General features: G+C 48.3%; 11 protein-coding genes and 1 pseudogene. 5 read left to right on the forward strand and 7 right to left on the reverse strand.

Annotated features, from left to right (window positions below; genetic code table 11):
* Positions 1-3: 3 nt before the first annotated feature.
* Entirely contained in the window at positions 4-1,386 is a 1,383-nt protein-coding gene (locus tag WKT10_RS05015; RefSeq protein WP_340275881.1) for a polysaccharide deacetylase family protein, read from the reverse strand.
* 80 nt (positions 1,387-1,466) lie between these two features.
* Positions 1,467-2,006 (reverse strand): HD domain-containing protein, encoded by a 540-nt coding sequence (locus WKT10_RS05020; protein ID WP_066550535.1) that lies wholly within the window; start codon positions 2,004-2,006, stop codon positions 1,467-1,469.
* Positions 2,007-2,245: 239 nt separating this feature from the next.
* Here WKT10_RS05020 and WKT10_RS05025 point away from each other — a divergent pair, with 239 nt between their 5' ends.
* On the forward strand, positions 2,246-3,478 hold the full coding sequence (locus WKT10_RS05025) for a hypothetical protein (protein ID WP_340275883.1): 1,233 nt from the start codon (positions 2,246-2,248) through the stop codon (positions 3,476-3,478).
* A 209-nt stretch (positions 3,479-3,687) separates the two neighbouring features.
* Here WKT10_RS05025 and WKT10_RS05030 read toward each other — a convergent pair.
* The 5 genes and pseudogenes from WKT10_RS05030 to WKT10_RS05050 all read right to left on the reverse strand — a co-directional run.
* A pseudogene (locus tag WKT10_RS05030) lies at positions 3,688-3,846 on the reverse strand (transposase); the annotation flags it as partial.
* A gap of 67 nt (positions 3,847-3,913) precedes the next feature.
* Positions 3,914-4,972, reverse strand: coding sequence for a PDDEXK nuclease domain-containing protein (locus WKT10_RS05035; protein WP_066550544.1), 1,059 nt, complete (start codon positions 4,970-4,972; stop codon positions 3,914-3,916).
* A 39-nt stretch (positions 4,973-5,011) separates the two neighbouring features.
* Positions 5,012-6,382, reverse strand: a complete 1,371-nt coding sequence (gene rlmD, locus WKT10_RS05040; protein WP_340275885.1) for a 23S rRNA (uracil(1939)-C(5))-methyltransferase RlmD — start codon at positions 6,380-6,382, stop codon at positions 5,012-5,014.
* 5 nt (positions 6,383-6,387) lie between these two features.
* A complete protein-coding gene (locus WKT10_RS05045) occupies positions 6,388-7,332 on the reverse strand; it encodes a 3'-5' exoribonuclease YhaM family protein (RefSeq protein ID WP_066550998.1) in 945 nt (314 codons plus the stop codon).
* 64 nt (positions 7,333-7,396) lie between these two features.
* The gene (locus WKT10_RS05050; RefSeq protein WP_340275887.1) at positions 7,397-8,719 is read right to left on the reverse strand and encodes a S1C family serine protease; all 1,323 of its coding nucleotides are present in this window, start codon (positions 8,717-8,719) and stop codon (positions 7,397-7,399) included.
* A gap of 170 nt (positions 8,720-8,889) precedes the next feature.
* Here WKT10_RS05050 and WKT10_RS05055 point away from each other — a divergent pair, with 170 nt between their 5' ends.
* The 4 genes from WKT10_RS05055 to WKT10_RS05070 all read left to right on the forward strand — a co-directional run bounded on the left by WKT10_RS05055 (position 8,890) and on the right by WKT10_RS05070 (position 14,653).
* The gene (locus tag WKT10_RS05055) at positions 8,890-11,397 is read left to right on the forward strand and encodes an endonuclease MutS2 (protein ID WP_340275889.1); all 2,508 of its coding nucleotides are present in this window, start codon (positions 8,890-8,892) and stop codon (positions 11,395-11,397) included.
* Between the two features lie 23 nt (positions 11,398-11,420).
* Complete coding sequence (locus tag WKT10_RS05060) at positions 11,421-12,131, forward strand: response regulator transcription factor (RefSeq protein ID WP_337934255.1); 711 nt, start codon at positions 11,421-11,423, stop codon at positions 12,129-12,131.
* A 4-nt stretch (positions 12,132-12,135) separates the two neighbouring features.
* The gene (locus tag WKT10_RS05065; protein WP_317438082.1) at positions 12,136-13,542 is read left to right on the forward strand and encodes a sensor histidine kinase; all 1,407 of its coding nucleotides are present in this window, start codon (positions 12,136-12,138) and stop codon (positions 13,540-13,542) included.
* Positions 13,543-13,642: 100 nt separating this feature from the next.
* On the forward strand, positions 13,643-14,653 hold the full coding sequence (locus WKT10_RS05070; protein ID WP_340275892.1) for a hypothetical protein: 1,011 nt from the start codon (positions 13,643-13,645) through the stop codon (positions 14,651-14,653).
* The last annotated feature ends 64 nt before the right edge of the window (positions 14,654-14,717 follow it).

The following is a 14,717-nucleotide window of genomic DNA, read 5'->3' on the forward strand; positions in this document are numbered from 1 at the left end:
TTTTTAACGGAACTGGCTGTATTTATGTCCGGGCTGGATACCGCCCCTAAACGAAGCCAGTTCGCTGACTGTTACCAGCTGATAACCTCTGGCTGTCAGTTCAGGAATCAGAACTTCTGCCGCCTGTGCCGTTGGCTCATAAATATCATGCATCAAAATGATGTCTCCATCCTTTACCTGATCCAGAACCGTATCAATGGTTCTTTGAGCATTACGGTGCTGCCAGTCTCTCGTATCAATAGACCACATAATTGCCGGCATACCCATAGAGCCTAATACAGACAGTGATGCGCCGTCCACATATCCTCCTGGCGGACGCATCAGTACCGGAGACACACCGCAGGCAGAAGCAATCTTCTGATTCACAGAACCTACCTGGCTGCGAATGCCTTCCGCCCCAATTTTTGTAAGATATTTATGGTCATTGGTGTGGTTTGCGACCTCACAGCCCTGTTCGGCCATACGGCGGATCACTGCGGCATTGGAGTCCACATTGGTACCTACCATAAAGAATGTAGCCCGTCCCCCATTCTGCTGCAAGCTGTCAAGGATCCGGCTGGTAACCGAAGTCCGCGGGCCGTCATCAAAGGTCAGGGCGATCATAGGTCTGGAGGGATCGACTGCGTTCATGGCTGCCTGAGGCGCTCCGGCGTCCTTTGCCGTGATCGCAGCCCTGATTCCATCGATCCTCAGGCCAGCTCCCTCCGTACCTGCCACAGCTCCATTTAATGCCCAATCCGTCCATGTACCATTCTGATAAACCTTATAATACAGATCATATGATGCTGCAGACGCTCCATACAGCTCCATGCAGATCGCTTCCAGCGGCGCCTCAGCAGACGCATTTCCCGCCTCCGCTCCATCCTCTGCCGGATCCAGCCAGCCGGTCCCGCTTAAATTTACCTGATAGCGGATGCCTACCTGGGCATCTGCCGGAATATTGATCAGATTCGCCCTCATATCTGCCACCCAGCTTCCATAAGGAGCCTGCAATGCCTGATTATCCGCAGCCGTACCGCTCCATCCCTGGATCGGGGAGTAAATACTGTAGTTTACCTGAAGAGGGAGGTCAGATGAGGCTGTTGAATGATCCGCTGTATCCTGAATTTCGGATCCGGCAGCGGACTGTCCGGATTCCCCCTGGGCTTCGGATCCGCCTGCCGGCTGACCTTCCGCGCTCTGTACCCCATCTGTTTCAGACGGCTTTTCCTGCTCATCGTTCTGATCTGATGGGCCCACTGCTTCCATGCCCGGCCCGCCGGCCGGACCTGCTGCCGCCCCTACTCCCATGGTTCCTGCAAGTGCCGTCATTCCCTGGGTTCCAAACAGGATTCCCATTATGACAAGCAGCGCCAAAATCCTGCCGTTTCGTTTTAAATTGCTCATTCTTTCATTCTCCTTACTGTCTGCCGCTTCCAGTAGACCGTCCATCGCCTAAAGCCAATGGACTTCCTGCTTCATTGACCTCATGTCCCCGCTCCGAATACAGTCCGGCAGAGCATAATATATTCTTTGTAATAAAGATGTTCCTTTAAATCATCCAATGCATCTGCAATCCCCCAGTAATACCAGGCGTGCATGGCCTTATCCTTTTCATTAAACCGCTGCCAGATTTCATCCCCAAGAACCAGATAATCCTTTGCCGTACAACGCATATTGCTGAGCTTATCCCCAAGAGCCAGGATCTTAATCTCTCTTGGAGCACTTTTCAGATGCTGTATGGTAGCTCCCTTCCGTTCCCTCCAGCATTTTGTTTTATCCTCTGTCTCATTTGCCACCAGACAGGCTACTCTTGAACCGAAGCGCTCCCTAATCTCCTCTTCTGTCACGCCCGTATCCTCGACCACATCATGCAAAAGCGCTGCCGCGATCATCTCCGGATCATCTGTAAACCCGGATACGATCAGAGCTGCCTCCATCGGGTGTGTAATATACGGAATCTGTGTTCCTTTTCTGAATGTTCCATGGTGCGCCTGCGCCGCAAATGCTGCTGCTTCTTCTATCATGGCTCTGCCCCTTTTCTCGCTGGACCCCTGAGGATCATCCTGTGCCCTTCCCGTTCCGGGAATATTCTGGCGTATGTAGTATCATTTTCATCATATCATATTCTGCTCCTGTTTTCATCCCTTTTCCCCACAGACTTTCTTACAACACTCTTACAAGAGCAATTTTTCCTTGTAAGACCAGACAATTTCTGCTATGCTATAGTGGTATTTTGACCAAACTTCAAAGGAGGACAAAGGCAATGGACCGCCATTCATCCTATACAGCGCCCCGCAGCGACCGTTCACCGGCCTCACGCGGCTCACGGCGCAGCCCCAAAACCAGCAATAACGGCCGTTCCGGAAATGAAAACCGGTTCCTTCACAATCTTTTATGGTATGTGCTGCCGTTTATTGTTTTCAATCTTCTTCTGCTCTTTCTGGTGACCGCTTCCCCCCGAATCGAGCTGACTGTAGGGGACACCACTGATTACAAAACCGTAGATGTTTCCCTTAAGGTAAAGTCACTGATTCCTATCCGGAAACTTACCACAACCCTGGAATCCCAGGATATTGAATTCAAAAAAGAAGGCGGCGTTTACCATGCTACCTTAACAAATAACGGCGCTCTGGAAATCTATGTGGAGGGCTGGAACGGTATGCCTGCCCGTCAAAACGAGCATATCGCAGTCTTAGATGACACAGCTCCCTCGATCGATGAAGAAACTGTAGTCATGGAAGACGGTAAACTGGAGCTGATCGCAGAGGACAATATTTCCGGAATCAATTATGAGGCTGTTTATGCTACGGATGATGCTGGAAAACGGACAGCTCCTGTCAGCTATGACAAGGAAACCGGCCGCATTACCTTTGATCTGGAGAAAGGTTCCCTGACCGTATATCTGGAAGATATGGCCGGAAATGCAAATCAGGCCGCTTTTTCCTTAAGCACCTCCGGCATTGACACAGACAGTCGGGAAACAGATTTCCCGGAAGACGGAGAAAACGGAACAAACGGAAATAAAAAAGAGGAGGACAAGAAAACCTCCAATTCCGATAAGGAAAAGACGTCCAAGAGCACGGAAGCCGCAAAGTCTTCCAAAACTTCCAAGAATACAGAGGCGTCTAAGTCTACCAAGGCGTCTAAGAGTACGGAAACCGCTAAGGATGCAAAGGCCGCAAAGAGCACGGAAGCTACAAAATCCACGAAGGCTCCTAAGAGTACAGAGGCCACAAAATCTACCAAAGCTGCAAAGAACACAGAAACCTCAAAAACTGCTCAGACGTCCAAGAGCTCGGAAGCTGCAAAATCTGAGACAAAAGCTTCCAAAAATACAGAAACCTCCAAAGCTACATCTGCTGCGAAAGCAACAGAAGCTTCCAAACCCGCAGAGGCCACCAAAGCGGCAGAGGCTTCCAAAGCCACTCAGGAATCCAAACCGGCAGAATCCGCTCCCGCTTCGGAAACAATACCTGTGATTGAGCCGTTGAATTGAAAGGGAGGAACTTCTCAATAATTAAAAGCTATTTATTATGAGGGTGTCGCAAAATCATCAAATTAGATGATTGAGCGATGCCCTCGCTCTATATATGAAAAAATCCGGAAAGAATTCTTTTCATTTGGAAATTCTTCCGGATTTTTGGCGTACTTTAAAAAAGCCTCCATTTTTTTGGCTGTTCAGGCTGTTTCTTTTACTGGGAAAAGCTAACTTTCTGTGCGTTCTTTTTGGATTTTTGCATGCAGTTTATTAATGTTATACCCCCTACAGAGCAAAAGAATCTCCTGTTTTACCTTGGTTTTTCCTCGAAGTAAAAAGCATTGAAATTCATAATCGTTTTTCAAAACTCCAAATGCCCCTTCATTCTTTTCGAACCTGTCGAAATTTCCGGATAGTTACATCATCCAAATTATGCAACAACCTGTTGCACAATTACGCCAGTTCCCTTTCGATTTCTGCAATAGACGGTAAACTACTCTTTAATTCTTCCGGTAATTCCTTTTCTATTTGATTTTGCCATTCTGCAACACCGATCGGATTTTGATATCCTGTCAAAGAATACTCAACAACCGTCTTATTCTTCCCTTTCACCAATAACAAACCAATCGTTGGCTTATCATCTGGATGGCATAAAATATCATTTACGATATTCTGATACATATTAAGCTGACTGATAAATCCTGGTTCAAAATCACAGGCCTTTAATTCAATCACAACATAACAACGAAGTTTCAAATGATAAAACAGCAAATCAATATAAAAATCCTGTCCTCCCACTTCCAAATGTACCTGTCTGCCTACAAACGCAAAACCCTGCCCCAGTTCCAATAAAAATTTCTGAATATGTTCTACCAATTGACGCTCAATTTCAACTTCACGTCTTGGCATATCGGTACCTAAAAAATCAAATAAATATGGATCTTTGAAAATCTGGTTTGCCATATCCGAATCTGCCGGCGGTAATGCGGCCGGAAAGTTGTTCACACTTTTCCCAGTACGCTCAAGTAATCTGTTCTGTATCTGAAAATCCAATACATTACTGCTCCAACCGTTTTCAATAGTCTTATGAGCATACCAAATTCGTTCTTCCTGTGTACTCAGTTTATCAAGCAATTTTAAATTTGTTCGCCATGGTATTTGTGCAACAACCTGCTGCACCTTTTCAAAATCAGGCCAACAGGCCGCAAATTTTCTCATATACTTGATATTTCTTGGCGAAAAACCGGACATATCTGGAAATGCTTCTTTCAAATCTTTTGACATACGGTCTATAATTTTCGCTCCCCAGCCTTCCTTTTCCTGTTTTTGCAGAATTTCTTTTCCTATGTGCCAATAAAGACAAATCATACTTGAATTCGCATTCAATACAACAGTTAGTCGCTGATGTTGAATCTCTTTTTTAATTTCTTCTATAAATTCCAAATAGGCACCACTCATGTCAGAAAGATTTGGAGCAACAGGGAAAATTACACCCTCTTTATTCTTTCCCATCCGATTTCGATTTTCCAATTTTCTCGCCTCACAATTCTCCTATTTTCTTTTTACCCGCTCCAATTTTACAACCGTTTCGCAGTGTCCCCCCTGCGGAAACATATCACACCCTCTAACCTTCTTCACCTCATACCCCCCATCCACAAGGTATCTCAGATCTCTTGCCAGGGTAGCGGAATCGCAGCTGACATAAACGACCCGTTCGGGCCGCATTTTCAGGATCGTATCCAGGCACATCTGGTCGCAGCCCTTTCTTGGGGGATCTACCACGATCACATCGGCATAGATCTGGTTCTTTTCATACTGCTCCGGCAGCACCTCCTCTGCCTTTCCTACAAAGAACTCCACATTTTCCATTCCATTCAACCGGGCATTTCTTCTGGCATCTTCAATGGCCTGGGGGACAATCTCCACGCCATATACCTTTTTCGCCTTCTGGGCCAGGAACAGGGAAATAGTTCCAATGCCGCAGTACAGATCCCATACCGTTTCTTTTCCCGTAAGACCCGCATATTCCAGGGCTGTTCCATACAGCTTTTCTGTCTGCACCGGATTAACCTGATAAAAAGACAGGGGGGAGATCTGATATGTTACATCCGAAATGGAATCTGTAATATACCCTGGACCATAGAGATTTACAATCTCTTTTCCCATGATCACATTGGTCTTTTCCTCATTGATACTGTAAGAAATGCTGGTCATTCCTGAAACAGCCGACAGCCGCTTTACCAGCTCTTCCCCGTGGGGCAGGCGCTTTCCGTTGATCACCAGACAGACCATGATCTCACTGCTCTTAAACCCTTTTCGGATCAAGGCATGGCGAACCAGCCCCTGATGGCTTTTCTCATCATAGGGCCTGATCCTATATTCCTTCATAAATGCCTTGATAATTTCCAGTATTCCCCTGTTTTCCTGTACCCCCAGCAGGCAGTCCTCATTTTCAATGATATCATGGGTGCGGCCCGCATAAAATCCGGTTATAATTTCTCCGTTTTTATTCATTCCAAAAGGAAACTGAGCCTTGTTGCGGTACCGCCAGGGATCCTCCATTCCAATAATTGGAAACATGGGAATTTCTTCCTCTTTAAAACCACCGATCCGCATAAGGTTATTTTTAATCTTTCGCTCTTTAAACGCCAGCTGCTCCTCATATTTCATGGCCTGAAGCTGGCAGCCCCCGCAGGGACGGGCCGCAGGGCATCTTGGCTCTGTCCGAAAGGCAGAAGAAGTGATCACCTCCATCAGACGGGCAAAACCATAGGATTTTTTCATCTTCATGGCTTTCGCCCGCACCTGGTCGCCGATGACCGTATCCTTGATAAACCAGATGTAGCCGTCAAGCTTTCCGATACCGGAGCCGTCCTCGCTCATATCTTCAATGGTAACTGTAAATTCCTGATTTTTTTCCACTTTCCTTACTCCGTTGTCTTTCTGATGTTGGTTTCTAAAAGCCTGTTGTAGCCCAGCCAGCCCTTATTCGTTCCGCCTGCTGCCAGAGCCTCGATCATTGTCTCCATCTTGGCGTCTGTGTTATCTGCAAAATTCAGTGCCAGCGCTTCCAAAAGAGCCGGTTTCTTGGGTGAACCATATTCCAGCTCTCCGTGATGGGCCAGAATACAGTGTTTTAACTCAGACGCCAGTCTGGGCGGGAAATCCGGAATCTGGCGGATCCGCTCGGAAATCATCTCCGTGCCGATCATAATATGGCCCAGAAGCTGGCCGTCGTCGGTATAATCATTTTCAGGGAAACGTGACAGCTCCTGCATCTTTCCGATATCGTGGAACATAGCTGCGGTAAGAAGCAGATCCCTGTTTAATGTCTTATAATACCCTGCATAGTAGTCACAGAGCTTTACCACACTTAAGGTATGCTCTAAGAGTCCTCCTACGAATCCATGATGAACGGTCTTTGCTGCGGAATGGAACTGGAACGCCTTGGCAAATTCCTTATCTTCCACAAAATACCCTGACAAAAGCTGATTCAGCCATGGATTCTTCACACTGCGCACAAATCCCAGCAGCTCCTCATACATCTTTCCAATCTCTTTTTTAGAAACAGGCAGATAATCCGCCTCCACATACTCTCCCTCTCTGGCTGTGCGGATCCGGCGCACATTCAGCTGGTTTGCATTCTGAAACAGCGTCACATCTGCCTCAATATGCACATAGTCCATTGCGTCAAATTCCCCTACCCCCGGAGAAGAAAGATCCCAGATCTTTGCCTCAATGGTGCCTGTCTTATCCTGAAGGATCAGATTTCCATATTCTTTTCCTGTTTTTGTAAGCTGAATCTGTTTTGTCTTGCATAAATAAATATCGGAAATATGATTTCCTTCATGGAATGTCTCAATATATCTCATTTTCATACCTCATCTCTCTTTTACTGAAAAGGGAGTCCGCTTCGTTCGGACTCCCACACCGCACTTATCTGGTTCCAACGGTTATCTCAAAGGGGATTTCCCTGTATTCGTCTTTGCCATTGCTGCGCTGTACGTTTACAATGATCTTCGTTCCTGCCTGGAGCTTTTCCACCTGCCCCTGAAATTCCTTCAGATTTGTCACCGGCATATCTCCCAGCTTTGTGAGAATATCCCCCGGCTGAAGGCCTGCATTATAAGCCGGACTGTCCATAACGGCTTCTGAAATATAGATGCCCTTAGGCATTCCCTTCTGGGCCATGGCTACCGTGATCTCCTGTCCCAGTATACCAAAGTAAGGCACAGGAAGACCGTTGCTCATAAGTTCCAAGGCCCCCTTATAATCCGATACGGACATAACGGCTGTCATGGAAGAATGATCCTCCTGCCCATAATCATCCACCGCCCAGCCGATCAGTTCTCCATCCGTATTAATAAGGAAAGTTCCCGCCTGGGAATCTGCCGCTGTATCCGTATAAAAGATCCTGGTACTTCCGTCTACTGCTTTTGTGCTGCGCACTACATAGGAAATAGCGCCGTATCCACTGGAACCGGTCACACCGGCCGGGGAACCGATGGCAACCACCAGATCTCCCTGCCTGACACCGTAAGAATTTCCCAGCGGAAGCTCTTTTATGCGCTCATACTGCCTGTCCTCCAGCTCTGCGGCATTTACGCTTACAAGAGCCATATCTGCCACAGAATCCTTTTGTTTTACAGTACCCGGAAGAATGGTTCCGCCTGAAAATGATACTTCAATGGAATCCGCCGTATCTACCGCCTCATCCGGCACCAGAACAAGGATTTCTCCTCTTGTGCAGGAAATCACCACGCCTGAATACTGGCCTGTAGTTTCAATGGGATTATCAAACCAGTCCGTTTCCCTCTGAATCGAGTGAACAGAAACCACACAGCCCTCATTCTCTTCAACCAGCGTATTCAAATTTCCGTAGAGACGGTTCAGATCATCCATAGAATACGGATACTTCTCCATCTCTGACCGCACCATATCCTCCACCGGCTCTGTTTCCTCAGGCACTGGCGCACACTCTGTCTGTACAGGCTGCTGCGCTTCCGGCTCATCCTTTGCAATGGTGATCGGCTCCTGCTCTGTCTCCTCCGGGCCGAAGGCTCTGTCTGCGATCGGCTTTACAGCCGAAAAGCATACCGCAGCTGCTGTTCCGAACACAACTGCGCAGACTCCTACCAGCAAAATTTTTCTCATGATCTGCCGCCCGGAAGGTGGCTGGCGAACGATCTTCTCCCTGATAAACGGTTTCTGTTTTTCCTGGCCTTCGTCCGTTCCCTTGTCTTCACGCTTATCCGCCATTTCGCTCCTCCTTACGAAGAATCTCACCTCTTATTATACGGTTCTCACGCTTAATATGCAAGTTTTTGTTCGTCCGGAATTTTCCCCTATCGTAAATATCGGGGGATGTGGTATACTTGTCCGTGTAAACAGGATATTTTGTACCACTCTCAGGAGGTTATTGATAAAAAATGAACCAAAAAGCATTAAAAACCCTGGAATATACGAAGATAATCACCCAACTGGAAAGCCATGCGGCCTCTCCTCTAGGGAAGTCCCTGTGCCGGGAACTGTCCCCTTCTTCTGATCTGGAAGAAATCCGCACCCGCCAGGCCCAGACCACAGACGCTGTGAACCGTGTGCGTTTAAAGGGCTCTGTTTCCTTTTCCGGCCTTCGGGAAATCGGCGGTTCCTTAAAGCGCCTGGAAATCGGAAGCTCTCTTAGCATCCCTGAGCTTCTCTCTATCAGCTCGGTTCTTACCGTGGCTTCAAGAGCCAAGGCTTACGGACGCAGAGATACAGAGGACCCCCCCGTTTTCACCCCCCGTTTTCCCGGACAGAAGCCGCCGAAGCAGGCTGAAGTGGCTGAATATGTGCCTGACTCCCTGGATCCCTTATTTCAGTCCATCGAGCCTTTAACCCCTTTAAATAATGAAATCAAACGCTGTATCCTCTCAGAAGATGAAATTGCAGATGAAGCCAGCCCCGGTCTTTCCCGGGTACGCCGTTCCATCAAGGCTGCGGCGGATCGCATCCATACCCAGTTAAATTCCATTTTAAATTCTCACCGCACCTATCTTCAGGATGCGGTGATCACCATGAGGGACGGACGCTACTGCCTCCCTGTAAAGGCTGAATATAAAAACCAGGTTTCCGGTATGGTCCACGATCAGTCCGCCACCGGCTCCACCCTTTTCATCGAGCCTATGGCCATCGTGAAGCTGAACAATGAAATCCGGGAACTGGAAATTCAGGAACAGAAGGAAATCGAGGCGGTTTTAGCCGCTTTAAGCAATGAGGCAGCTCCCCATATAGAAGAACTGCGCCTGAATATGGAGCTTTTGGCCCAGCTTGACTTTATCTTTGCCAAAGCTGCCCTGTCCCGCCAGTACCGGTGCAGTGCGCCTGTATTTAATGACAAAGGCCGCATTCACATCAAAGACGGACGCCACCCGCTCTTAGATCCCCAGAAAGTAGTCCCTATCAACATCTGGCTGGGAAAGAATTTTGATCTCTTGATCGTCACCGGCCCCAATACCGGAGGCAAGACCGTTTCCTTAAAAACCGTGGGACTGTTTACCCTGATGGGACAGGCCGGCCTTCATATCCCTGCATGGGAAGGCTCGGAGCTGGCTGTTTTTGACGAAGTATTCGCAGATATCGGGGACGAACAGAGCATTGAGCAGAGCCTCAGTACCTTCTCCGCCCACATGACAAATATCGTATCTATTTTACAGCAGGCAGACTCCCGTTCCTTATGCCTCTTTGACGAGCTTGGAGCAGGAACAGATCCCACCGAGGGCGCGGCTCTTGCCATTGCTGTGCTGTCCTTCCTCCACAACATGAAGTGCCGCACCATGGCAACTACCCACTACAGCGAATTAAAGGTCTTTGCCCTCACCACTCCCGGTGTGGAAAATGCCTGCTGCGAATTCAGCGTGGAAACGCTCCAGCCCACCTACCGCCTGTTAATCGGCATTCCCGGCAAAAGTAACGCCTTTGCCATTTCCAAAAAGCTGGGCCTTCCCGATTTCATTATCGAAGATGCAAAAAGCCATCTGGAAGCCAAGGACGAATCCTTTGAAGATCTTCTTGCCAGCCTGGAAACCAGCCGCGTCACCATTGAAAAGGAGCAGGAGGAAATCCGCTCCTATAAGGAGGAGATTGCCCAGCTAAAATCCCGCCTGACCCAGAAGGAAGAACGTCTGGACGAGCGCAAGGATAAGCTGATCCGCAATGCCTCTGAGGAAGCCCAGAGGATTTTAAGAGAAGCCAAGGAGACGGCAGACCAGACCATCCGCGAGATCAACCGCCTGGCTTCTGAATCCGGCGTAGGAAAAGAACTGGAGGCTCAGAGAGCCAAACTGCGGGAGCAGATTAAAAAGACCGACGATAAGCTGGCAGTAAAGGCCAAAGGCCCCAGCCAACCCATTTCCCCAAAGAAACTAAAAATCGGAGACGGCGTAAAGGTGCTTTCCATGAACCTGAAGGGCACCGTCAGCACCCTGCCGGATGCAAAGGGCGATCTCTTTGTCCAGATGGGCATTCTCCGTTCCAGAGTTAATATCCGTGATCTGGAGCTGATCCGTGAAGACGACATAAGCGCTACTCTTGGAGACGGTTCCTCACGCACCTACGGCGGAACGGCGGCAGGCTCCAAGGCAAAGAAAACATTTTCACAGGCAAAGGGAAATGGCAGCGGAAGTGGCCAGATCCGGATGTCTAAATCATTTTCCGTGGGAACAGAGGTCAATCTCATCGGCATGACTACAGACGAGGCCGTGCCTGCTATGGAAAAATATCTGGACGATGCATATCTGGCCCATATGCCGAGTGTGCGGGTTGTTCACGGACGCGGTACGGGAGCGCTGAAAAATGCCTGTCACAAGCGGCTGCGTCAATTAAAGTATGTAAAGGATTTCCGCCTGGGTGAGTTTGGAGAAGGCGGAACCGGCGTTACCATCGTGACTTTTAAGTAATGACATAAGGAGGATTTTCACCAATGGCTGAAAAACAGAAGATTCTGATCGTAGATGATGATGCAAATATTGCAGAACTTATTTCCCTGTATTTAATGAAAGAATGTTATGAAACAATGATCGTAGGAGACGGCGAGGAAGCCCTTAAGGTATTCCCCGAATTTAAACCCAACCTGATCCTTCTTGACCTGATGCTTCCGGGCATAGACGGCTATCAGGTCTGCCGGGAGCTGCGCACCTCATCTCAGGTTCCCATCATCATGCTGTCAGCCAAGGGTGAAATCTTTGACAAGGTTCTGGGGCTGGAGCTGGGAGCAGATGACTATATGATCAAACCCTTTGATTCCAAAGAGCTGGTCGCCCGTGTAAAAGCAGTTCTCCGCCGTTATCAGGCAGCCCCTGCCGCCATTTCTACAGAACCAAAGCAGCAGGGAGAATATGTGGAGTACCCGGATCTGATCGTAAACCTGACAAACTACTCTGTACTCTACAAAGGCCATTCGGTGGAAATGCCTCCCAAAGAGCTGGAGCTTCTCTACTTTCTGGCCTCCTCGCCGAATCAGGTCTTTACAAGAGAGCAGCTCCTGGATCACATCTGGGGCTACGAATACATCGGAGATACCCGGACCGTAGACGTACATATCAAGCGTCTGCGGGAAAAAATCAAGGATCACGCCAACTGGTCCATTACCACGGTATGGGGCATCGGCTACAAATTCGAGGTAAAGAGGTAATACCATGACCCGTTCACTCTACTCCAAATTTATCCTGGGCTATCTGATCTTCGGCCTCCTGGGCTTCATCACCATTGCCACCTTTTCCTCCCGCATGACCAGAGACTATCTGATGCGGGAGCGGTCGGAGGCTCTTTATGATGAGGCAAATGATATTGCAGCCTCCTGCAGTCAGATGTACGACGGAAAGCGGCCGGATCTGGCTGCCTTTTCCTCCCAGTTAAAAAGTCTGGGCGCCTATCTGCGCGCAGAAATATGGGTGGCGGACAATCAAGGGGCCATTTTTATGGACAGCCGGGACGGCAGCCGGACACAGACTGTAATCCCGGATTTCGACCCCACTGCCTCAGGAAGCCGCTCCTACACCATTGGGAATTATTATGGCCTTTTTAATGAGGACGTTCTCACCGTATCTGCTCCGGTGATTGGAAATTACACTACCTACGGTTATGTGATCCTTCATCTGCCGGTCAGCCAGATTGCCCATTCCCAGAGTGAAATTCTGGACATTCTCTACATCACCTCTGCGGCCATTTTCGGACTGTCCCTCATTATCCTTCTGGTCTTTACCCAGACCGTATATCTTCCCCTGCGAAAAATCACAGTAGGAGCCAAGGAATATGCTGCCGGCCATCTGGATTACCGGATCCAGGTAAAGACCCATGATGAAATGGGATACCTGTCCGATACCTTAAACTATATGTCAGATGAACTGGATAAAATGGAGGAATATCAAAGGAATTTTATCGCAAATGTTTCCCACGATTTCCGTTCCCCCTTAACCTCCATCAAAGGCTATCTGGAAGCAATCCTGGACGGAACCATTCCGCCGGAGCTGTATGAAAAATATATTTCCAGAGTTATTTCCGAGACAGAACGGCTTCACAAGCTGACGGAAAGTATGCTGACCTTAAATTCACTGGATGCCAGAGGATACCTGACGCGGACGAACTTTGATATTAACCGTGTCATCAAGGATACCGCAGCCTCCTTTGAAGGTACCTGCGGCAAAAAAAATATCAGCTTTGATCTGACTTTTTCCGATAATATCCAGATGGTCTATGCTGATATGGAAAAAATACAGCAGGTAATGTACAACCTGATCGACAATGCCATCAAATTCAGCCACAATGATTCTGTGATCTATATCCAGGCGGCAGGACAGTATGAAAAGATTTTCGTTTCCGTAAAGGATACCGGTATCGGTATTCCAAAGGACAGCCTGAAAAAAATATGGGAACGCTTTTACAAAACCGATCTTTCCCGCGGAAAAGACAAAAAAGGGACCGGACTTGGTCTTTCCATTGTAAAGGAAATCCTCCAGTCACATGGAGAAAATATTGATGTGATCAGCACCGAAGGCGTGGGGACAGAATTTATCTTCTCACTGCCCCGGTCAACGGTTCTGTAGACTTTCCAGACCACCCATTTTATGGTATACTGATGGTATCATTATTTGTAAATACCAGAGTTTTAAATGCATAAACTCTGACAGGAAAGGATGGATGACTATGACCCGAATCAAACAGGCAGCCGCTTTTTTTATGACCGCAGCCCTTCTCTCTTCTGCCTTTGCTCCCGCAGCCCTGGCTGACAACAAAACAAAGGTAGGAAAGATCTGCCTGACCGTCGACAGCGATATCCGAGCCGGCAGCAGTGGCGGTGAAGTAGATGTAACACCCACAGGAGACAACACGGATCTGTACTATGTAGATGCCGTTGAAGTTGTCAATGATGAAGGGGACGACTGGTCCAAATCCAATCCTCCTGAGGTAGATATTACCCTTGGTCTGGAGGACGAGGAAGAATACGCCTTTTCCGGAACCTCCTCCAGCAGCTTCAAGCTCACTCTGGACAGCTCCATCAAATCCCGCTTTGACAAGATCAAATTCGTAGACGCCCGAAAAACAGACGGCGGAGCTACTGTCATCCTGACTGTAAAGCTGGTTTTTGACGAAGACGCCGATATGAGCGACGCGCCTGCCCCCGGAAACCTGTCCTGGGATTCTGACAATCCAAAGGTCGCTGTATGGGATGACGTTGAATCTTCTAAATATTTCCAGGTTCAGTTATATCGGAATGGCTCCCTCGTAACGCCTCCTGACGGCGGAAACTCCACTTTGTCCGTATATAATACCTTCTATGACTTTACGGACTGGATGACGGAAAATGGAACCTACACATTTAAAGTGCGTTCTGTAAAAGCCAGCAACAATGCCAAGAGCAGCTGGAAAACTTCCCCTGAACAGACAGCCGGAAATTCTGTCTCCGAAGGCTGGAAACAGGCAGCCGACCATGTGCGCTGGTGGTGGCAGAACGCAGACGGAACCTATCCTGCATCCCAGTGGAAGGATGTAAACGGCCAGTGGTATTATTTTGACGCAGACGGCTACATGGCAACCGGCTGGGTACAGGTAAACGGCCTGTACTACTATCTGGATTCCTCCTCCGGCGCAATGTATGCAAACTGCTATACGCCGGATAACTTCTGGGTGGATGCAAATGGAGTTTGGATTCCATAATTCTCCAGCCGAAAAATCAAAAAAGACAATTTTATAATCAAAATCAGTCGAAAAGGGGCTGTCG

The sequence above is a fragment of the Enterocloster sp. HCN-30185 genome (genome assembly GCF_037890305.1).
GTDB lineage: Bacteria > Bacillota > Clostridia > Lachnospirales > Lachnospiraceae > Enterocloster.